Consider the following 20,581-nt stretch of genomic DNA (forward strand, 5'->3'; position numbering starts at 1 on the left):
GGGGCCCGTGGCCGGCGGCCCGAATACCCGCCCCTTCTAAATCTTCCACCCCCCAATGAATTGGGCTCGGCTCCGACCCCGATTTATTTGCGTTGTTCCGGGGGGGGCCCCCCGGGGGGGGCCCACCCCGGCCTTTGGCCAGCGCCTGAGCCTGGCCGAACGCGTCACCCTGCTCGAGAACCAGGCCAACGCCCAGAACCAGGGTGCCGGCCAGGCCAACCTCGAGATGCAGAACCGCATGGTCCAGCTGCAGGCGGAAATCCAGTCCCTGCGCAACCAGGTGGAAACCCTGCAGAACGAAATCGAACAGCTCAAGCAGCGCAACCGCGAGCAGTACCTCGACCTCGACGGCCGCCTCCAGCGCCTCGAAGGCGGGGCGCCCGCCGCTGCCACCCCGAATTCCCCGGCCGGCGCCCCCGCCGCCGCCCCGGCCGCCGCCGTTGCGGCCGCCCCGGCCCCGCGCGACGCCGCCCCGGCGGCCGATGCGCCCGCCGCCGAAGCCGCCGACCCGGCCGCCGAAGAAGCCGCCTACCAGGCCGCGCTCGATGCCCTGGTCGAACGCTTCGAAGCCGCCGACTCCGCCCGCATGTTCCAGGCCTTCATCCGCGACTACCCGTCCAGCACCCTGGTGCCGAACGCCTGGTACTGGCTGGGCGAAAGCTATTACGTCACCCAGAACTACGAGCTCGCGCTCGAGGCCTTCCAGACCCTGCTGGGCCAGTACGCCGGCTCGCGCAAGGAAGCCGACGCGCTGCTCAAGCTCGGCTACTGCCAAGTCGCGCTGGGCCAGCGCGCCGAGGGCGAGGCCAGCCTGCGCGAGGTGATGTCGCGCCACCCGGGCACCGACGCGGCCGCCAAGGCCGAGAGCCGCCTGCGCACGCTCTCGCTCGAAAACCGCTGAACCCGGCCGCGCGCCGGAGATCGTCATGGACACCCCGGCCGCCGAGCGCCTGCGCCTGACCGAAATCTTCCTGTCCGTGCAGGGCGAGTCCCGCACGGTCGGCTGGCCCACCGTGTTCGTGCGCCTCACCGGCTGCCCGCTGCGCTGCCAGTACTGCGACACCGCCTACGCCTTCCACGGCGGCGACTGGTGGGACATCGACGCCATCCTGGCCGAGGTGGCGAAACACGGCGTGCGCCACGTCTGCGTCACCGGCGGCGAGCCGCTGGCGCAGAAGCGCTGCCTGGCCCTGCTCGAGCGCCTGTGCGACGCCGGCTACGAGGTGTCGCTGGAAACCTCGGGCGCGCTCGACATCGCCGGCGTCGACCCGCGCGTGAGCCGCGTCATGGACCTCAAGACCCCGGGTTCGAAGGAAGCGCACCGCAACCGGCTGGAAAACCTGCCGCTGCTCACCCGCCACGACCAGCTCAAGTTCGTCGTCTGCGACCGCGCCGACTACGACTGGGCCAAGGACATGGTGGCCACGCACGCGCTCGACCAGCGCTGCGAGGTGCTGTTCTCGCCCAGCCAGGGCCAGCTGGCGCCGCGCGAGCTGGCCGAATGGATCATCGCCGACCGCCTGCCGGTGCGCTTCCAGCTGCAGCTGCACAAGGTGCTCTGGGGCGACCAGCCGGGCCGCTGAAAGGAATCTCCGATGAAGAAGGCCGTGGTGTTGGTGTCGGGTGGCATGGATTCGGCGGTGGTGCTGGCGCTGGCGCGCGAGCAGGGTTTCGCCTGCCATGCCCTGAGCGTGGCCTACGGCCAGCGGCACACCTCCGAGCTGGCCGCGGCCGCCGAGCTGGCCGCAGTGCAGGGCGCCGTGGAGCACAAGGTGGTCACGGTGGACCTGCGCAGCATCGGCGGTTCGGCGCTCACCGCCGACATCGACGTGCCGGAGGCGGCGGGCCAGGGCATTCCCGTCACCTACGTGCCGGCGCGCAACACCATCATGCTGTCGATCGCGCTGGGCTGGGCCGAGGTGCTGGGCGCCGACGACCTGTTCTGCGGCGTGAACGCCGTGGACTACAGCGGCTACCCGGACTGCCGCCCGGAATTCATCGCCGCCTTCGAGCGCCTGGCCAACCTGGCCACCAAGGCCGGCGTCGAGGGCCACGCGCTGCGCGTGCATGCGCCGCTGATGCGCCTGGGCAAGGCCGACATCGCCCGTGAGGGCGCGCGCCTGGGCGTGGATTTCTCGCGCACGGTGTCGTGTTACCAGGCCGACGCCGAGGGCCGCGCCTGCGGCCGCTGCGACGCCTGCCGCCTGCGCGCCGAGGGTTTCGCCGCCGCCGGCCTGGCCGACCCCACGCGCTACGCGCCGCGCGGATGATGCGTTAAACTTCCGGATGACGGTGGGCCGTTAGCTCAGTCGGTAGAGCAGCTGGCTTTTAACTAGTTGGTCGTTGGTTCGAATCCAACACGGCCCACCAATTCCATCCAGCGAAAGAAAAAGGGCCCGCCGAAGCGGGCCCTTTCTTGTTGCGGTGCGGCTGGTTCAGACCTCTTCCGGCGGCAGCGGCTCTTCCGCTTCCTCGGTCACTTCCGGACGCACCATCACGTGGTTGCTGATCGTGCCCGAATCCGGGTTGACGATCTGGTACAGGCCCTGGATCTGGTTGTTCGGGGCCGCCACGGTGACGTTGAGCGTGGCGCGCGGGGCGCCGGTGAAGCCGGTGAGCACGTCCGACAGGTCCACCACGAGGGTGCCCCGGGCCGGCACGGTGCCGGTGAGGTTCGACGTGGAGATGACGTTGCCGGTTTCGCCGAACACGACGATCTCGTACGGGCGGTCCAGCGAACCGGTGTTGGTGAGCACCATGCGCGACAGGTAGTTGTCCGGGACTTGCGCCAGCGGGGCCTGCAGCTCGGTGCCGTTGCGGGTGATGCGGCCCAGGTCCAGCGGGCCGCGGCCAGCCACGGCGTAGGTCGCCGCGTCGGCCGACACGGGAGCCAGGGCCACGGTGAAGTCGCTGGCGCGGATCGCCTCGCCACCGGTCTCGAAGCACAGGTAGTGGTCCACGTAGGCGCTGCTGCCGATCGTGAAGACCGCCTCGGACGCGTCGAAGCTGTCCGCCTGCTGCATGTCGAAGTCACACTCCTCGTCCGGCGTGATGAACACGCGGCCGGCGGCGCTGAAGTCACCCGTGAAGACCAGGGCGGTGTCCTCGCCCATCAGGTCGGCCAGTTCGATGGCCTCGCCGTCGAGGGTGATCGGCTGGGAGCCGCCGAGAACCTGCTGGCGGGTGCCATAGCTGAAGCCGCCGATGTTGCCGAGCGTGGTTTCCCAGGTCGGGGCGCGGTCGGTGAATTCGCTGTAGGCCGGCTCGGCCGACTCGACGTCCGCCACCGGGTTGCCCTGCGACTCCACCTGCAGCACGTAGCTGGGCACGAAACGCAGGAAGGCGCCGCTGGTGCTGGCGACGCGGCCCGCGGTGCCGCCCGCCTGGGCCTGCGACGGGAAGTCGTACAGGCCGTAGGTGCAGTCCACCGGGCCCTTGGTGCCGACGATGCGGTCGCCGTCGATGGTGAGCATGTCGGTGGCCACGACCGGGGTGGCGCCCGCGGTGACGGAGAAGTAGATGGCATCGGTGCCGATGCCGTTGACCGAGCCGATCAGGTTCGAGGCGTCGCCGGTGAAGGTCACCGACGTGCCCGCGGCGAAGGCCACGCCCGGGCAGTGCAGGCGCGCGTAGCGCACTTCGCCCGGCGAGAACGCGTAGCCCACCTCGGTGTTGATGTCGAGGCGGCCGGTGTTGACCAGCGTGCGGGCCGGCGGGATGACCAGCTCCTCGGCCACGCGCACCGGGCTGTTGCTGGCCGGGTTGGTCAGCTCGAGCCTGGCGGGCGCCAGGCGCACGTCGGCCACCGGGCAGTTGATCTCGGTGGTGAAGGGGCCGGCGCCGGTGTTGTACGCGCTGTTGACCACGTAGTAGGTGGTGCCCGCTTCGAGGCTGAGTGACGGAATCAGGGACTGGGTGACGGTGAGGTAATCGTCGTTGTACGCCACCAGGTTGCTCTCCGGCGCCATCGGGTCGAAGCTGTCGCGGTACACCAGCAGGTAGCCGTCATAGCCCATGGAGCTGTAGAGGTCGCAGCTGTCGTCGTCGGACACGCTCATGACCTGCACGGAATAGGGGGCGACCGCGAAGCCGAAGGGGCGGGTCCAGGTGGGGCCGCCCGCGGTGTCGCCGCCGTAGACTTCGAGGTCCTTGGGAGAGATGGCCTGGCGGACGCTGGCGCCCTTGGCGCGGCTGGCCTGCAGGGCGGCTTCCTTTTCCTGGATCTGCTGGGCGCTCTGCGCCTGTGCAGCTCCGGACGCGGCGATGGCGATGGCAAGGGCCATCAGGGTCAAGACGGGATGCTTCAAGGGTGATTCCTCTTTGGCTTGGTATTGCGGGCACGGCGCCCGACGAAAAAGCAGAACGCATTTTGCCGTGTCGTCCGACCAGGCGTCAGTGACTTTGGTCAAGGGCAGGCCGGCCTAGGGGAATCCCCCAGGGCAGGTCAGAAGCTGCGGCCCAGGCTCAGGCTGCCGTAGACGGGCCGGTCCGGCTGGCCGGTGAATTCGCGCGTGCGGCGGTAGTGCCCGCCCGCGAAGCGCCAGGGGCCGTGCGTGAGCACCACGCCCAGCCCAAGTTCGCCCACGAGCACGCGGCGGTCCACCGCGTGGCCGTCCTTCGCGCTTCCGCCGTCGAGCGTGATGTCGTGCGCCACGCCCCGTGCCTCGAAGCTGGCGAAGAAGTGCCAGTCCCAGCCACGCGCGTTCCCTTCGCCGCCGGGCGCGATGCCGTCGCCGGCCATGCGCATGGGGTTGGAGCCGAAGTCGTCGGGCAGGTTGCGTCCGAAGCGCACTTCCACGCCGGCGTTGGCGTAGGTGATGGCATTGCCCAGCGCGCCGCCGGCGAACACCACGTGGTCCCAGCCCAGGCCGTTGGCACCGGCGTCGGGGCGCCAGCGCCAGGCGCGCTCGTGGCCCAGCTGCAGCAGCGGTTCGTCGCGCAGCTGGTTGTCCCAGCCGCGGAAGCGGTCGCGGCCGAACAACTGGTGCAGCGCGTCCTGCGCCATTTCGCCCTGGGCCGAGGGGCCGACCATGCCGAGCTTGAGCCGGGTGGAGGCCAGGCGCTCGCCGTTGCGCACGTGGTGGGCCAGGCCCAGCAGCAGCAGGCCCGCATACGGCCGGTCTTCCGGAATCACGTCGGCGCGCTGGCCGTCGGCGGGCGTGTAGATGGCGTGGTGCAGGCTCAGCGCCAGGTTTCGCTGCGTGCCCTGGCCCCAGCGCAGCCAGGGCGTGGCGCGATCCAGCCAGCCCACCAGGCCCGGCAGGCAGGCGCTGTCGTGGCCCGAGACCGTGGGCGAGACGTAGGTGGCGGCGAAGCCGGCGGAATAGCCCTGGTCCTGGCCGGCCTGGCCGTAGACATCGTTGTCGGAACGCAGCACCAGGCGGCCGTCGCCGCAATCGGCGGCGGCCAGCGGGGCCAGGGCGAGCAGGAGGGCGGAGGCGAGGAAGCGGGAGCTCATGCGGGGGGTCTCAGGCGGGTTCGGTGTCGCGCACGGTGGCCAGCACCTGCTCGCCGTAACGCTCGAGCTTGGCGCTGCCGACGCCGGGCAGGGTGCCCAGTTCGCCGAGGCTGCGCGGGCGGCGCTCGGCGATGGCGCGCAGGGTGGCGTCGTGGAAGATGACGTAGGCGGGCACGGACTGCTCGCGCGCGAGCTCGGCGCGCAGCCCGCGCAGGGCCTCGAACAGCGGCTGGTCGTCGGCCGAGAGCGCGGCAGGCGCGACGCCGCCGCGCGCGGGGGCGCCGCGCTCGCGCCGGCGCACCACGTCCTCGCGCAGCGCCACGGGCTGCTCGCCGCGCAGCACGGGCCGGCTGGCGTCGGTGAGGAACAGGCTGCCGTGGCCTTCGATGTCCACTTCCAGCAGGCCCAGCGCCACCAGCTGGCGGAACACGCCCTTCCACTGGCGTTCGTCGAGGTCGGCGCCGATGCCGAAGGTGCTGAGCTGGTCGTGGCCGAGTTGCAGCACGCGCTCCTTGCGCTGGCCGCGCAGCACGTCCACCAGGTGGGTGACGCCGAAGCGCTGGCCGGTGCGGTATACGCAGGACAGCGCCTTGCGCGCGGCCTCGGTGCCGTCCCAGGTGCGCGGCGGCTCCAGGCAGTTGTCGCAGTTGCCGCAAGGCTGCGGGTAGTCCTCGCCGAAGGCCGCGAGCAGGGTTTGCCGGCGGCAGCGGGTGGATTCGCAGAAGCCCAGCAGCACGTCGAGCTTGCGGCGCTCCAGGCGCCGGCGTTCCTCGCCCGCCTCGGATTGCTCGATCATCTGCCGCAGCAGCACCACGTCGCCCAGGCCATAGCAGAGCCAGGCCTCGGCCGGGTCGCCGTCGCGGCCGGCGCGGCCGGTTTCCTGATAGTAGCCTTCGAGCGATTTCGGCAGGTCCAGGTGCGCCACGAAGCGCACGTCGGGTTTGTCGATGCCCATGCCGAAGGCGATGGTGGCCACCATCACCACGCCCTCCTCGCGCAGGAAGCGGCGCTGGTTTTCGGCGCGCACGCGGGCGTCCAGGCCGGCGTGGTAGGGCAGGGCATGCACGCCCTGCTCGCACAGCCATGCCGCCGTTTCCTCGACCTTGCGGCGGGAGAGGCAGTACACGATGCCGGCCTGGCCGCGCCGCGGCGCCAGGAAGTCGAGCAGCTGGCGCCGCGCGTTGTCCTTCAGCGCCACCCGGTAGCGGATGTTCGGCCGGTCGAAGGAGGTGACGAACCAGGGCGCGTCCTGCAGGCCCAGGCGTTCGGCGATCTCGCGGCGGGTGGGGTGGTCGGCGGTGGCGGTGAGTGCGATGCGCGGCACGTCCGGCCAGCGCTCGTGCAGCAGGTTCAGTTCGCGGTACTCGGGCCGGAAGTCGTGGCCCCACTGCGAGACGCAGTGCGCCTCGTCGATGGCGAACAGCGCGATGCGGCTGCGGCCGAGCAGGGACAGGAAGCGGTCGGTGAGCAGGCGCTCGGGGGCGACGTAGAGCAGGTCGAGGTCGCCGGCCAGCAGCCGGGCTTCCACGGCTGCGGCGGCTTCGCCGGTGAGCGAGGAGTTGAGGTAGGCCGCGCGCACGCCCAGCTGCTCCAGCGCCTCCACCTGGTCCTGCATCAGCGCGATCAGCGGCGACACCACGATGCCGGTGCCCTCGCGCAGCAGCGCCGGCACCTGGTAGCACAGCGACTTGCCGGCGCCGGTGGGCATCAGCACCAGGCAGTCGCCGCCGGCCACCAGCTGGTCGACCACGGCGGCCTGCTGGCCGCGGAAGCCGGCGAAGCCGAAGACGCGGCGCAGCAGTTCGAGGGCGGGGGTGCTCATGGCGCCATTTTACCGGCTGCGGATGCGAAGGCGGCGGCAGGTTTCCCCGCCGCCGCCCCGGAAATCCACCCGCCGGGGGTGGGGTGGGTCACTCGAGCAGCGAACGCAGCATCCAGGCGTTCTTCTCGTGCACCTGCAGGCGCTGGGTGGCCAGATCCACGGTCGGGTCGTCGCCGGCCTCGTCCGCGGTCTTGAGCACCTTGCGGGCGGTGCGGCAGACCGCCTCGTTGCCCGCCACCAGCTGGCGCACCATGTCCTGCCAGCCCAGGGCGCCGGCGGCCGATTCCTCGCGGATGCTCGAGAGCTTCACGAACTCGGCGTAGGAGCCCGGCGCGTTGAAGCCCAGCGCGCGGATGCGCTCGGCGATCTCGTCGAGCGCGGTCCATTCCTCGGTGTACTGGGTCATGAACATGCCGTGCAGGGTGTTGAACATCGGCCCGGTCACGTTCCAGTGGAAATTGTGGGTCTTGAGGTAGAGCGTGTAGCTGTCGGCCAGGAAATGCGACAGGCCGTCGGCGATCCTGCGGCGGTCCTTCTCGCCGATGCCGATGTCGATCTTCGGGGCGCCCTTTTCCGGGGCGGGAGCCTTCTTCGAAGCCATGGCTTTCCTCCTGCGTGGGGACGAAAGCATCCTACGACATCACGCGTCGAGCACGGCTGAACCGCGGCGCAGACGTTACAATCGCGTTATATGCCCGCTGCCCCGGCCCCCCTTCCCGCGTTTCCCGACGAGGCCGTGCTCAGCCGCGACCGCGGGCGCCTGCTGCGCCTGCTCGGCGCCGCGCGCAAGGCGCCCGGCGACGCCCGCAAGCGCGCCGACTACGAATCGGCCCTGGCCGCCTCCATGGCCGCCCGCGAGGCGCGCGATGCCAGGGCGCCCACGCCCACCCTCGACGACAGCCTGCCGGTGGCGCGCGAGGCGGAAACGCTGGTCGAGCTCATCCGCAAGCACCCCGTGGTGGTGGTGGCCGGCGAAACCGGCTCGGGCAAGACCACCCAGCTGCCCAAGCTGTGCCTGGCCGCCGGCCGGGGCCGTGCCGGCCTGATCGGCTGCACCCAGCCGCGCCGCATCGCCGCGCGCGCGGTGGCCCGGCGCGTGGCCGAGGAGCTGCAGTCGCCGCTCGGCGGCGCGGTGGGCTACCAGGTGCGCTTCACCGAAAACGTCGGCGACGACACCTTCATCAAGTTCATGACCGACGGCATCCTGCTGGCGGAAATCCAGTCCGACCGCTGGCTGTCGAAGTACGACACGATCATCGTCGACGAGGCGCACGAGCGCAGCCTCAACATCGACTTCCTGCTCGGTTACCTCAAGCAACTGGTCGCGCGCCGGCCCGACCTCAAGCTGGTCATCACCTCGGCCACCATCGACACGGAGCGCTTCGCCCGCCATTTCGGCGACGCGCCGGTGGTGAGCGTGGAAGGCCGCAGCTACCCTGTGGAAGTGCGCTACCGCGCCGGCGGCCACGAGGAAGGCGAGGGCGAGGCGCTGCCGCTGGCCGAGGCCATCGTCGGCGCCGCCGACGAGATCACCCGCACCGACCCGCAGGGCGACATCCTGGTGTTCCTGCCCGGCGAGCGCGAGATCCGCGACGCCCACGCCGCGCTCAACCGCCGCAAGTACCGCGCCACGGAAGTGATCCCGCTGTACGCCCGGCTGTCGGTGCGCGACCAGGACAAGGTGTTCAACCCCGGCCCGGGGCGGCGCATCGTGCTGGCCACCAACGTCGCGGAAACCTCGCTGACGGTGCCGCGCATCCGCTACGTCATCGATCCGGGCCTGGCGCGCGTGAAGCGCTACAGCCCGCGCGGCAAGCTCGACCGGCTGCACATCGAACCCATCAGCCAGGCCAGCGCCGACCAGCGCAAGGGCCGCTGCGGCCGCGTCGCCGCCGGCGTGTGCTACCGCCTGTACGCCGAGGACGATTTCGCCGCGCGCCCGCGCTACACCGACCCGGAAATCCTGCGCGCCTCGCTGGCCGGCGTCATCCTGCGAATGCTCTCGCTGGGCCTCGGACGCGTGGAGGATTTCCCCTTCATCGACCCGCCCGACCCGCGCGCCGTGGCCGACGGCTGGCAGACCCTGGCCGAGCTGGGCGCGGTGGACGGCGAACGCCAGCTCACCGCCACCGGCCGCGAGATGGCGCGCCTGCCGGTGGACCCGAAGCTGGCGCGCATGCTGGTGGCCGCGCGCGAACACCGCTGCCTGCCGGAGCTGCTGGTCATCGCCGCCTTCCTGGGCATCCAGGACCCGCGCGAACGCCCCGCCGACGCGCGCGAGAAGGCCGACAACGCCCACGCCGAATTCGCCGACCCGAACTCCGAGTTCGTCGGCATCCTCAGGCTCTGGGAGGCCTACCGCGCCGCCCACGAGGACCTGACGCAATCGAAGCTGCGTACCTGGTGCGAGAAGCGCTTCCTGGCCTTCCTGCGCATGCGCGAATGGCGCGAACTGCACCGCCAGCTCCTGCTGGCCTGCGAGGAGATGCGCTGGGAGGCGGGCGGGCACCCCGCGCTCGACGAACTGCTGGCGGCCGGCCAGCGCGACGGCGCACGCCCCGGCGGCCGCGGCCCGTCCACGGGGCTGGCGAAGAACCAGGCGCTGCACCGGGCGCTGATCGCCGGCCTGCCCAGCCAGGTGGGCCATCGCACCGAGAAGGGCGTGTACGACGCGCCGCGACAGCGCAAGTTCCAGCTGTTCCCGGGCAGCGCGCTGGCGAAGCAGCCGCCGGCCTGGGTGCTGGTGGCCACGCTGCTCGACACCCAGAAGGTGTGGGGCCTGATGGCGGCGAAGATCGAGCCCGACTGGGTCATCGCCGAACTGCCGCACCTGCTGGCGCGCAAGCACTTCGACCCGCACTGGTCGCGCAGCCAGGGCCGCGTGCTGGGCAGCGAACAGATCTCGCTGTTCGGCCTGGTGCTGGCGCCGAAGAAGCCGGTGCACTACGGCGGCCTGTACCCGGAGGAGGCGCGCGAAATCTTCGTGCGCCAGGGCCTGGTGCGCGGCGAGGTGGACTGCCGCGCGCCCTTCCTCAAGCGCAACCTGGCCACGCTGGAAAAGGCGCGCGAGGAGGAAGCCAAGCTGCGCCGCGCCGGCCTGGTGGCCGACGAAGGCTGGCAGGCGCGCTGGTACCTCGACCGCCTGCCGCCGGAACTCAATTCCGTCGCCGGCCTCGACAGCTGGTTCGGCAAGCTGCCGCCCGAGCAGAAGAAGGCGCTGGAATGGCCGCTGTCCGAGCTCCTGCCGGGCGAGGGCAGCGAGGCCGAGCGCTTCCCGAAATACCTCGCGCTCGGCGACGCCCGCCTGGCGCTGCACTACCGCTTCGAGCCGGGCCACGCCGAGGACGGCGTGACGCTCGACGTGCCGCTGCACCTGCTCAAGGCGCTGGACGCCGCGCGCCTGGGCTGGCTGGTGCCGGGCCTTGTCGAGGAAAAGGCCACCGCGCTCATCCGCGGCCTGCCCAAGGCCCTGCGCCGCAACTACGTGCCGGCGCCGGATTTCGCCCGCGCCTTCGCCGAGGCGCATCCGAAGCCGGCCGCCGACGCGCTGCCCGGCACGCTGGCGCGTTTCCTCACCAAGGCCACCGGCGCGCCGGTGGCCGCGCTCGACTTCGACGAGGCCGCGCTCGACCCGCACCTGCGCATGAACCTGCGCCTAGCCGAGCGCGACGGCCGCGTGCTGGCCACCTCGCGCGACCTGGATGCGCTCAAGGCGAAGTTCGGCGAGCGCGCCGAACGCGCCTTCGCCGAACGCGCCGGCGAGGCGCTGGCGCGCGAAGGCCTCACCCGTTTCCCCGAGGCGCCCATTCCCGTGCAGGTGCCCGGCGCCGCCGGCGTGCCCGCCTTCCCGGCGCTGGTGGACCAGGGCGAAAACGTGGCGCTGAGCGTCTTCGCCGACGCCGCCGAAGCCGCGCGCGAACACGCCGCCGGCGTGCGCCGCCTGCTGCGCCTCGCGCTGGCCGACAAGCTGCGCCAGGCGCGCAAGCAGCTGCCGGTGTCGCCGAAGCTGGCGCTGCTTTACGCCGCCATCGAAGGCTTCGCCCAGGCCAGCGGCCAGGCCCCTGCGCACGAACACCTGCGCGCCGACCTCGCCGACGCCGCGCTGCTGGCCGTCACCGACGGCGACCTGGGCCAGGTGCGCGACCCCGCCGCGTTCGCGCAGCGGCTCGACGACGCCTCGCGCCGCCTGTTCCCGGAAGCCATGGCACGCCTGCAGCTGGCCGAGCAGATCCTGGCGCTGGTGGCCGAGATCAAGCCGCGGCTGGAATCACCGCTGCTGGGCTGGGCCCGCGGTAACCTCGACGACCTGAAGGCGCAGCTGGCCGGCCTGGTGCCGCCCGGTTTCCTGCGCGAAACGCCGGCCGAGGCGCTGGCCGAATACCCGCGCTACCTCAAGGCCCTGTCGCTGCGCGCCGAACGCGCGCTGCGCGACCCGGTGCGCGACCAGGCCCGCATGCTCGAACTCAAGCCCTTCTCCGACGCGCTCGATGCCGCGCGCGCCAGCGGCCGGGCGAAGGACCCGGCCTGGCAGTCCCTGCGCTGGGACCTGGAGGAATTGCGCGTGTCGCTGTTCGCCCAGGAACTGGGCACCCGCCGCCAGGTGTCGGCCAAGCGGCTGGCCAGGCAGCTCGAAGCGCTTACTTGATGCGCTTGACGCGGGCGCGGGTGTTGTAGCCCACGACCTTCATGTACCACGCGCCCAGCGCGCCCGGCTCGATGACGATTTCCGGGTTAACCATGCTCACCTTCAGGCGGCTGGTGCTGTCGGTGATCTGCCAGACCTGGCCGTTGTCGAGGCGGAAGCGCTCGCCGTTCTTGCTCCAGCCCTTGAACTCGCCGGTGATCGAGCTGTAGATCGAGCCGTCGGCGCCGGTGCGCTGGTTGAAGCCGCGCAGGTCCTGGGCCGGGGTGGCGGCGGGCAGCGCGCTCGCGGCCTTGCCGGTTTCGCCGGCGATGAAGGCGTTCAGGCGGGACAGCTCCTCGGGGCTCAGCTTGTCCAGGCCCGCGGCCTTGAACTCGGCCTCGGTCATGCGCTCCTCGAGCGAGGAGAACGACTGGGCCAGGACGCTGCCGCTGAACAGGGCGGCGAGGGCGAAGGAAAGGACGAGCATTTTGCGCATGGTGGGAATCCGTACTGGTTACACTGCCAGCCAATGCGGGGCAGTCTACCTCCCCGTCCGACGCAGGCGCCACTTGAACACTCCGGTTCCCCACGGCAGCACACGGCTCTCCCACTGGCTGGCCCGCCACGACGCCGGCCAGCCCCTGCTGGCGGCGCTGGCCGCGGCGGCCGGGGGCCTGCCGGCCGAGCCCGCCGAGGCGCAGGCGCTGGCCGTGCTGGAAACCCTGCACCCGCTGCGCGCCGACGCCGAGGTGCTGGCCGCCGCCGCCCTGCACCTGTGGCCCGCGCTGCGCCAGGCGCTGCCGCCCGCCGTGCTGGCGCAGGCGCCGCGGGTGGGCCTGCTGCTCGACGGCCTGGCCGCCTCGGCCCAGGTCAGCGGCCTGCACCACCACCGCCACCGCCAGGGCGGCGCCGAAGGCCTGCGCCGCCTGCTGCTGGCCCTGGTGCGCGACCTGCGCGCGGTGCTGGTGCTGCTGGCCATCCAGCTGGTGCGCCTGCGCGACGCCGCGAAGCTCGAGCCTGCCGAGCGCCGCGCCCTGGCCGAGCTCACCTCCGACATCTACGCACCGCTGGCGAACCGGCTGGGCATCTGGCAGCTCAAGTGGGAGCTCGAGGACCTGGCCTTCCGCACCCTGCAGCCCGAGACCTACCAGCGCATCGCCCGCCTGCTCGACGAAAAGCGCGCCGACCGCGAGCGCTTCATCGAGGACGCCATGGCGCGCATCCGCGCCGCGCTGGCCGAGGCCGGCATCGCCGCCGACGTGGCCGGCCGCCCGAAGCACATCTACAGCATCTGGAAGAAGATGCAGCGCAAGGGCGTGCCCTTCAGCGAGCTCTACGACATCCGCGCCGTGCGCGTGCTGGTGGACGACATCCCCGACTGCTACGCCGTGCTCGGCGTGGTGCACCAGCTCTGGCCGTCGATCCCCAGCGAGTTCGACGACTACATCGCCCACCCCAAGGGCAACGACTACCGCTCGCTGCACACCGCGGTGATCGGCCCGGGCGGCCGCACGCTGGAAGTGCAGATACGCACCCACCAGATGCACGAACACGCCGAACTGGGCGTGGCCGCGCACTGGCGCTACAAGGAAGGCGGCGGCGCCGACGCCAGCTTCGAGCGCAAGGTGGCATGGATGCGCCAGCTGCTCGAGGCCCGCGACGAGGGCGAGGACGCGCTGATGGCGGGCTTTTCCACCGAACTGGTGGAAGACCGCGTCTACGCCATCACCCCGCGCGGCGAAGTGGTGGACCTGCCGCGCGGCGCCACCGTGCTCGACTTCGCCTACGCCGTGCACACGGAGGTGGGCCACCGCTGCCGCGGCGCCAAGGTGAACGGCCGCATCGTGCCGCTCGACCACCAGCCCGCCACCGGCGACCAGGTGGAGATCCTCACCGCCAAGGCCGCCGAACCGCGCCGCGACTGGCTGCAGGCCGGCAACGGCTTCCTCGCCACCGGCCGCGCCCGCGACAAGGTGCGCGCCTGGTTCCACAGGATCGACCGCGCCCGCAACCTGCAGGCCGGCAAGGAAATGCTGGAAAAGGAGCTGCGCCGCGTCGCCCTGATGCAGGCCGACCTGGCGCCGGTGCAGGCGAAGTTCCGGCTCGAAACGCTGGACGACCTGTACCTGGCGCTGGCGCTCGGCGACCTCGGCCCCAGCCAGGTCAGCCGCGCCCTGCACGAACACGCTCAGGCGCAGAAGGCGCCGGCCGAGGCGCCGGCGCTGGTGTCGCGCAAGCCGGCCGCCGCGCCTTCGCGCACGCCGTTCACGGTGGAGGGCGTGGGCAACCTGCTCAGCCAGATCGCGCGCTGCTGCCAGCCGGTGCCCGGCGACCCCATCGTGGGTTACCTCACGCGCGGCCGCGGCGTCAGCATCCATCGCGACAACTGCCCCTCGCTGCAGCGCCTGCGCCTTTCGCACCCCGACCGCTGCCTGCCGGTGGAGTGGGGCCGCGGCCAGGCCGCCAGCTACGAGGTGGACGTGCAGCTGCGCGCCTTCGACCGCAAGTACCTGCTCAAGGACCTCACCAACACCATCGCGCAGATGGGCGTGAACATCCTGGGCGTGCAGTCGCGGGTGGACGAGGCCCAGGGCGTGGCCGACCTGCGCCTGGCGGTGCGCGTGGCCGACTACGGCCAGCTCAGCGACCTGCTGGGCCGGCTCAGCGCCGTGCCCGGCGTGCAGGACGCGCGCCGGCTGGGCTGAACCCGCCGCGGAAGCGCCGGCGGCGGCTGTTATCCTGCCTGCCATGGGAAGCACGCAGGCATGAGCGGAACGCGCAAGGAACCCGGCTCCACGCCGTCGCTGGGCGAACTTTCGCAGCTCGACCTCGAGCGGCGGCCGCCGCGTGGCGCCGCGTCGCCGCCCGGCCCGCCGCCGCGGCGCGAACGGCCCTCGGCATGGTGGCTGCTCCTGCTGCTGCCGCCGCTGCTGCTGGCCGTGGGCCTGCTGCATTTCCGCGAGGCCATCAGCGAACGCCTGATCCCCGATTCCGAACTCAAGCGCGAGATCGCCGCGGCGCAGGACGCGCTCGCCCGCGGCGAACTCACCCGCGCCGACGGCCAGGGCGCGCGCGAACGCTTCCAGGCCGTGCTGGCCCGCGACCCCGACCACCTGGACGCGCGCCGCGGCCTGGCCGATGTGCGCGAGGCTGCGCTGCTGCAGGCCCGCGCCGCCCTGGCCGCGCGCGATTTCACCACCGCGCGCGAGCGCGTGGCGCTGGCCCGCGCCATGGCCGCGCCGGCCGCCGAGCTCGACGCCATCGAAGCCGAACTGGCCCTGCGCGAATCCGCCGACGCCGGCCTGGCCGACCTGCTGCAGCGCGCGCGCGACGCGCAGGCCCGCGGCTACGTCGAACCCCTGCCCGACGGCGCGCTGGCGCTGTACCAGGAAGCGCTGCGCCTGCAGCCCGACAACGCCATCGCGCTCGACGGCCGCCGCGCCATCCTGGCCGGACTGCTGCAGCAGGCCGAAACCGCGATGGCGGCGGGTGACTTCGACGCCGCGGTGGCGCTGGTGGCGCGCGTGGTGGAAAGCGACCCCAGCCACCTGGGCCTTCCGGAAGTGCAGGCACGGCTGGGCGAGGCCCGCGCCGCCATCGAGCGCGCGCGCGAACAGGCGCTGCAGGCCGCCACCGCCGACCTGCGCGCGGGCCGGCTGGAGGCCGCCGCGGAAGGCTTCGAGGCGATGCTGGCGCAGGACCCGGCCAGCGCCGAAGCGCGCCAGGGCCTGGAAGACGCCGCCGCGGCGATGGCGGCGCGCGCCGGGCGCCAGGCCGCCGATTTCGACTTCGAGGCCGCGGAAGACTCCCTGCGCCTGGCCAGCACCTGGTCGCCCGGCTCCGCCGCCGGGGCCGCGGCGGAGCGCCGGCTGGCGCAGGCCCGCCGCGCCAACGAGGAACTGCCGCAGGGCGGGCGCGACCCGGCGCTGCTGGCGAACGTGCTCGAGCAGGCGCGCGCGGCGATGCGCCGCGGCGAACTGATCGACCCGCCCGGCGACAGTGCCTGGGACCACCTGCGCCGCGCCGCCGCCCTGGCGCCCGGCGACGCCGGCGTGCGCGCCGCGATGCAGGAATACGACCGCCGCGCCCGCGCCTGCTTCGAGGACGAACTGGCCGGCAACCGCCTCGGCGCCGCCCAGGCCTGCCTCGACGCCCGCGCCGTGCGCGAGCGCGGCGGCGAAGGCCTGGCCGCGGACCGCCGCCGCCTCGCCGACCGCTGGCTGGCCTTCGCGGAAGAGCGCCTGGGCGCCGGGGAAATGGCCCTGGCGCGCCGCGCGCTCGACGCCGCGCGCGGGCTGGACCCGGCCAACCCCAACCTGGCGACGTTCGAAGAGCGGCTGCGCCGCGCCGGCGGCTAGCGCGGGCGCAGCGAATCGAGCAGCGCGCGCAGCGGGGCGCGCACCACCTCGGGCGAAAAGTGCCGGCGGGTGTTGTCCAGGCCGCCCTCCGACAGCCGCGCCCACAGCGCCGGGTCGTCGTAGGCGCGCAGCACCGCGTCGGCGAAACCGGCGGCGTCGTCGGCCACCAGCACGTCCTCGCCTTCGCGCAGGTGCATGCCTTCAACCGCGCAGGTGGTGGCCACCACCGGCAGGCCGTGCGCCAGCGCCTGGTTCACCTTGCCCTTCACGCCGGCGCCGTAGCGCAGCGGCGCCAGCGCCACGCGGGCACTGCGCAGCAGCGGGTCGAGGTCGGGCACGTAGCCATGGAATTGAATGCCTTCGCGCTCGCCCAGGGCCTCCACCTCGGGCGGTGCGTCGCCGCCCACCAGGTGCAGCGTCAGGCCGGGTTCGCGCTCGCGCAGGCGCGGCAGGATGTCCTCGGCCAGCCAGCGCGCCGCATCCACGTTCGGCGGGTGGCGGTAGCTGCCGACGAAGAGCAGGCCCTCGCGTGCGGCGTAGCCCGGGCCGGCGCCGCCGGTTTCGTGGATGTTCGACACCACCTCGACGCGCGCCGACGGCATCTCGGTGGCCAGCAGCGCCTGCTCGGCGTGGCTCACCACCCAGGTCAGGTCGCTCTGGGCGATCAGCTCCAGCTCCACCTTGCGGGTGCGGGCCGCGGCGCGCAGGCGCGCGGCGTCGCCGGAAAGCTCGGCCTCGCGCTGCTCGCGCAGGTGGTGCAGGTCCACCGTGTCGAACACCACGGTGGCGCGCGGCGCGTGCGAGCGCAGCAGCGGCAGCGCCGGCGCCAGCACGTAGTGCCGGCTGCCGATGACCAGGTCGAAGCGCGCGCCATGCTGGGCCAGCCACCTGGGCACGTCCGACACCCACGGGTGCCACCAGGCTTCCACGCCCAGCTGCTGCAGGTCCTGGGTGTAGCGGCCGTCGTGGGCGCGGTTCTCGGGGAAGAACACCACCGAGCAGCCTTCCTCGCGCAGCAGGCGCATCAGCGCCAGCATGCGCACCGAACCGGAGTCGCGGTCGGGCGTGGGCGTGCAGGCGTCGAGCACCAGCACGCGGTGGCGGCGGCCGCGTTCGCTGGCGGTTTCCGGGTCGGTGCCGGCGGGCAGGTGGTCGCGCTGCAGCACCTCGCGCCAGCGCGCCAGGAACTTCTTCTGGTTGGCCACCTGGTAGGCCTTCACGCCGCTGCCGAGGTCGGTGCCCGAGGTCGCGCCCTCGTGGTGCACCACCACCGAGGCCGGCTGGTAGCGCACCTTCAGGCCGTGCTGGCGCACGCGCATGGCCAGGTCGGTGTCTTCGTAGTAGGCCGGCGCGTACAGCGGGTCGAAGCCACCGAGCTGTTCGAACAGCCCGCGGCGGATGGCGATGGCGGCGCCGGAGCAGTAGTCCACCTCGCGCACGAAGTTGTAGCGCGGGTGCGCGGGGTCGTCGAAGCGGCCGTAGTTCCAGCCCGAGCCGTCGGCGAAGACGATGCCGCCGGCTTCCTGCAGGCGGCCGTCGGGGTAGACCAGCTTGCTGCCGGCCAGGCCGGTGTCGGGGTGGCGCCCGAAGGTGTCCAGCAGCGCGTCCAGCCAGCCCGGCTGCACGGTGGTGTCGTTGTTGAGGAAGACCAGGAATTCGCCCTGCGCCAGCGCCGCGCCGGCGTTGCAGGCGCCGATGAAGCCGAGGTTGCGCGGGTTGCGGTGGTAGCGCAGGCCCGACACCGAGGGCAGCAGGTTCGGCGTGTCGTCGCTGGAGCCGTCGTCAACGACGATGACCTCGAAGCCGGCGGCGTCGCCGCAGTCGGCCAGCGCGCGCAGGCAGGCCAGGCTCAGCGCCAGCTGGTTGTAGACCGGCACGATGATGCTGGCGCGCGGCGCCGCCGGGCGCGGCAGCCGCAGCGCGATGTCGCCCGGGGTGGGCACCGGCAGCGCCGGCACCACGCGCGCCTGCGCCAGGTGCGCGCGCCGCTCGCGCATGCGCCGGAGCGTGCCGGCCACGCCGCGGCTGCGCAGGCTGGCCAGGCCGCGTTCGGTGAGCGAGAGCAGGTGGCGCGCGTGGAAGGCCAGGGCCTGCCCGCGCAGGCGCAGGCTGCGCGCGAGCCGCCGCGGCACGCCGGTGAGCCGCCAGGCCAGGCTGGCGCGCAGGTGGTCGAGCAGCTGCTGGGCTTCGTCGCGCTGCGCCAGGGCGATGTCGCGCTGGCGCGCCAGGTCGGTGGTGTCGCGCTGGTAGTAGCCGTGCGATTCGGCCAGCTGGCGTTCGAGCTGGTGCAGGCGATTTTCGAGTGCGGCCATCTCGTCGGCCAGGCGCGTCTTCTCGGCTTGGGCTGCGCGGGCCGCTTCGGCGGCGGCGTCGCGGGCGCGCCGCAGCGCGGCCTCGGCCTGCTCGCGCTTTGCCTCGCCGCGGCGCAGGTCGGCCTGCAGCGAAAACGCCCAGTCGGCGCGGCGGTCGAGTTCGTCCTGCTGCGCCGCGATCTGGTGGTGCAGCGCCTGGGTGCGCGCCGTTTCCGCGGCCAGCGCCAGCGCCTGGTGCAGGCGCGTCGTTTCGTCGGGGCCGGCGGCCGGCAGCCGCAGCGCAGGCGCCGCGACGGGCAGCGCGGCGCGCCAGGCCCGCGCCATGGCGTCGAGGCCGGGCAGGGCGGCGGGCACGCGCGCGCGTTCGAAGGCGACCGCGGCCGGGTCGGCCGCGAGCTTCGACAGGGCGTCGGCGAAGGCCGCCGCGTCGGGCGCCACCCGCCAGCCGCCGCCGGCCGCGCGCAGGCGGTCGCCGGGCGCGCCCAGGTCGGCGCACAGCACCGGCAGGCCCAGCGCCCACAGCTCCGACAGCGCGTAGCTCCAGGTTTCCGGCACGGTCGAGGGCAGCATCGCCAGGTCGGGGCGCAACGCGGCCACCCAGCGCGGCAGCTCGTCGCGCGCGTAGTCCTTCAGCACGTGCACGCCGGAGCGGCCGAAATAGCGTTCGCCCTTCGGGCCGGTGCCCAGCAGCACCAGTTCGACGCCGGCGGGCAGGCGCGGCAGCAGCGCGTCCAGCAGTTGCTGGCCCTTGGCGCCGTGCACGCGGCCCGCCACCAGCACGCGCAGCGGGCGGCCGTGGCGCGGCGCGTCGTGTCCGGGCAGCGTCGGCACCGCCGGCAGCGGCGCGAGGCCGTGTTCGATCACCTGCCAGCGGCGTTCGGCCAGCGCCGGCGCCAGCGCGCACAGGCGGCGGCGGGCGAAGTCGCTGGGCGCCACCAGCAGGGTGTCGCGCGCGGCCAGTTCGGCCAGCAGCGCGTCGCGCAGTGCCCACCAGGCGCCGGCGTCGCGCCCGGCGAAGACGAAGTCGTGGCCGGCGGCGGCCAGCTGCGCGGCCAGCGCCTCGCGGTCGAAGGCGTCGCGCTCCGGGTCGCGCGCGTCGTGCAGCAGCGGCCACAGCGGGAAGGCGTCGTGGGTGCACAGGGCGGTGGGCAGGCCGGTGCGCAGCACGTCGAGGCTGTGCCCCACCAGCGAGGACACCAGCACCGCGCCCACGCCCCAGGCGTCTTTCAGCGTGGCCAGGACGGCGGCGACTTCCGGTGAATGCGCGGCGCAATCGACGACCGGCGCCGACAGTTCCCAGGTGTGCAGCGGCGGCGCGTCGAGGTCGGCGTGCAGGCAGAGGCGGCGGCCGAAGGGCGGTTTGTCCTCGTCGCCGCGCGCCACCAGCACCAGGTGCGTGCGTTCGCCGTCGGCGGCGGCGAGGTCGCGCACGAAGCGTTCGGCGCCGCCGCCCCAGCCGTGCAGCACGTGCAGCAGCGTGGGCTGGCCGGGGCGCGCGGCGCGGCCGCCGCGGCGCGCGCGTTCGCGCAGCGCCTGCACGGGCAGCGGCGCCTCGGCGTCGGCCGCCGGGGCGGCCTGGCCGACCTGCACGCAGGGCAGCAGCGCGCCGCGTTCGAAGGCCGCCGGCGTGGCGCCGTTGCGCCACAGCGAACATTCGGCCGACCAGCCCTGCCAGGCGAACGCGGCGTGTTCGCCGTGGCTCCAGGCCAGGGCGTCGCCCTCGCCGTCGCCCGGCGGCCAGCGGCCGTCCAGCGGTGAAAGCACGTCCCAGCCGGTGCCCTGCCAGGCCGCCAGCAGGCGCTGCAGGGCGGCATCGGTGAGCGTGACGCCTGTGCGCAGCAGCAGCACGTCGCGGCCGGGGTGCGTGGCCCGGGCGCGCGCCAGCGCGGCCTCGGGCGACGCCGCCACGCCGCCCACGCGCACCAGCCCGGCCGGCGCGCCCGACGGCGCCGTGGCGGCCGGGTCGGCGGTCCAGGTGCTCAGGACCGGAAGGGCGGGGGCATCCAT

General features: G+C 73.2%; 11 protein-coding genes, 1 tRNA gene and 2 pseudogenes. 7 read left to right on the top strand and 7 right to left on the bottom strand.

Annotated elements, in window-relative coordinates; genetic code table 11:
- Nucleotides 1-55: 55 nt before the first annotated feature.
- The 4 genes from ybgF (at nt 56) to ACE3Q2_RS08105 (ending at nt 2,370) form a co-directional block, all read left to right on the top strand.
- Entirely contained in the window at nt 56-901 is an 846-nt protein-coding gene (ybgF, locus tag ACE3Q2_RS08090) for a tol-pal system protein YbgF (protein ID WP_374473670.1), read from the top strand.
- Between the two features lie 25 nt (nt 902-926).
- Nucleotides 927-1,583: a 7-carboxy-7-deazaguanine synthase QueE gene (gene queE, locus ACE3Q2_RS08095; protein WP_231695507.1), complete on the top strand. Its 657-nt coding sequence runs from the start codon at nt 927-929 to the stop codon at nt 1,581-1,583.
- A 12-nt stretch (nt 1,584-1,595) separates the two neighbouring features.
- A complete protein-coding gene (gene queC, locus ACE3Q2_RS08100) occupies nt 1,596-2,270 on the top strand; it encodes a 7-cyano-7-deazaguanine synthase QueC (RefSeq protein WP_231695506.1) in 675 nt (224 codons plus the stop codon).
- A gap of 24 nt (nt 2,271-2,294) precedes the next feature.
- Nucleotides 2,295-2,370 (top strand) — tRNA-Lys (locus ACE3Q2_RS08105).
- A gap of 65 nt (nt 2,371-2,435) precedes the next feature.
- Here ACE3Q2_RS08105 and ACE3Q2_RS08110 read toward each other — a convergent pair.
- From ACE3Q2_RS08110 to ACE3Q2_RS08125, 4 genes and pseudogenes are all read right to left on the bottom strand, one after another.
- The gene (locus ACE3Q2_RS08110; RefSeq protein ID WP_231695505.1) at nt 2,436-4,307 is read right to left on the bottom strand and encodes a hypothetical protein; all 1,872 of its coding nucleotides are present in this window, start codon (nt 4,305-4,307) and stop codon (nt 2,436-2,438) included.
- A gap of 137 nt (nt 4,308-4,444) precedes the next feature.
- Nucleotides 4,445-5,458: a lipid A deacylase LpxR family protein gene (locus tag ACE3Q2_RS08115; RefSeq protein WP_374473671.1), complete on the bottom strand. Its 1,014-nt coding sequence runs from the start codon at nt 5,456-5,458 to the stop codon at nt 4,445-4,447.
- 10 nt (nt 5,459-5,468) lie between these two features.
- A complete protein-coding gene (gene recQ, locus ACE3Q2_RS08120; RefSeq protein ID WP_231695503.1) occupies nt 5,469-7,280 on the bottom strand; it encodes a DNA helicase RecQ in 1,812 nt (603 codons plus the stop codon).
- Between the two features lie 88 nt (nt 7,281-7,368).
- A pseudogene (locus tag ACE3Q2_RS08125) lies at nt 7,369-7,845 on the bottom strand (Dps family protein); the annotation flags it as partial.
- A gap of 126 nt (nt 7,846-7,971) precedes the next feature.
- On the opposite strand from ACE3Q2_RS08125, the gene hrpA reads away from it, so the two are divergent.
- Nucleotides 7,972-11,925, top strand: coding sequence for an ATP-dependent RNA helicase HrpA (hrpA, locus tag ACE3Q2_RS08130; protein WP_374473672.1), 3,954 nt, complete (start codon nt 7,972-7,974; stop codon nt 11,923-11,925).
- On the opposite strand, the gene ACE3Q2_RS08135 is transcribed toward hrpA, so the two are convergent.
- Nucleotides 11,918-12,400, bottom strand: a complete 483-nt coding sequence (locus ACE3Q2_RS08135) for a hypothetical protein (protein ID WP_231695500.1) — start codon at nt 12,398-12,400, stop codon at nt 11,918-11,920. The genes hrpA and ACE3Q2_RS08135 overlap by 8 nt on opposite strands.
- Here ACE3Q2_RS08135 and ACE3Q2_RS08140 point away from each other — a divergent pair.
- Both ACE3Q2_RS08140 and ACE3Q2_RS08145 read left to right on the top strand, forming a co-directional pair.
- On the top strand, nt 12,399-14,609 hold the full coding sequence (locus ACE3Q2_RS08140; RefSeq protein ID WP_374473673.1) for a bifunctional (p)ppGpp synthetase/guanosine-3',5'-bis(diphosphate) 3'-pyrophosphohydrolase: 2,211 nt from the start codon (nt 12,399-12,401) through the stop codon (nt 14,607-14,609). The two genes, ACE3Q2_RS08135 and ACE3Q2_RS08140, sit on opposite strands and share 2 nt — an antisense overlap.
- Before the next feature lie 60 nt (nt 14,610-14,669).
- Nucleotides 14,670-16,262 carry a hypothetical protein gene (locus tag ACE3Q2_RS08145; protein ID WP_374473674.1) on the top strand — a complete coding sequence of 531 codons (1,593 nt, stop codon included), beginning with the start codon at nt 14,670-14,672 and terminating at the stop codon, nt 16,260-16,262.
- On the opposite strand, the gene ACE3Q2_RS08150 is transcribed toward ACE3Q2_RS08145, so the two are convergent.
- On the bottom strand, nt 16,259-18,295 hold the full coding sequence (locus ACE3Q2_RS08150; RefSeq protein ID WP_374473712.1) for a glycosyltransferase: 2,037 nt from the start codon (nt 18,293-18,295) through the stop codon (nt 16,259-16,261). The two genes, ACE3Q2_RS08145 and ACE3Q2_RS08150, sit on opposite strands and share 4 nt — an antisense overlap.
- Nucleotides 18,296-18,970: 675 nt before the next feature.
- A pseudogene (locus tag ACE3Q2_RS08155) lies at nt 18,971-20,497 on the bottom strand (glycosyltransferase); the annotation flags it as partial.
- Nucleotides 20,498-20,581 lie beyond the last annotated feature (84 nt).

Source organism: Arenimonas sp., from assembly GCF_041913985.1.
Classification (GTDB): domain Bacteria; phylum Pseudomonadota; class Gammaproteobacteria; order Xanthomonadales; family Xanthomonadaceae; genus Arenimonas.

Bases quoted from the DNA above. Each gene is read 5' to 3' on its own strand.
- queE (WP_231695507.1), top strand. From the start codon at position 927: ATGGACACCCCGGCCGCCGAGCGCCTGCGCCTGACCGAAATCTTCCTG.
- ybgF (WP_374473670.1), top strand. From the start codon at position 56: ATGAATTGGGCTCGGCTCCGACCCCGATTTATTTGCGTTGTTCCGGGG.
- ACE3Q2_RS08140 (WP_374473673.1), top strand. From the start codon at position 12,399: ATGGTGGGAATCCGTACTGGTTACACTGCCAGCCAATGCGGGGCAGTC.
- ACE3Q2_RS08135 (WP_231695500.1), bottom strand. From the start codon at position 12,400: ATGCGCAAAATGCTCGTCCTTTCCTTCGCCCTCGCCGCCCTGTTCAGC.
- ACE3Q2_RS08145 (WP_374473674.1), top strand. From the start codon at position 14,670: ATGAGCGGAACGCGCAAGGAACCCGGCTCCACGCCGTCGCTGGGCGAA.
- recQ (WP_231695503.1), bottom strand. From the start codon at position 7,280: ATGAGCACCCCCGCCCTCGAACTGCTGCGCCGCGTCTTCGGCTTCGCC.
- hrpA (WP_374473672.1), top strand. From the start codon at position 7,972: ATGCCCGCTGCCCCGGCCCCCCTTCCCGCGTTTCCCGACGAGGCCGTG.
- ACE3Q2_RS08115 (WP_374473671.1), bottom strand. From the start codon at position 5,458: ATGAGCTCCCGCTTCCTCGCCTCCGCCCTCCTGCTCGCCCTGGCCCCG.
- queC (WP_231695506.1), top strand. From the start codon at position 1,596: ATGAAGAAGGCCGTGGTGTTGGTGTCGGGTGGCATGGATTCGGCGGTG.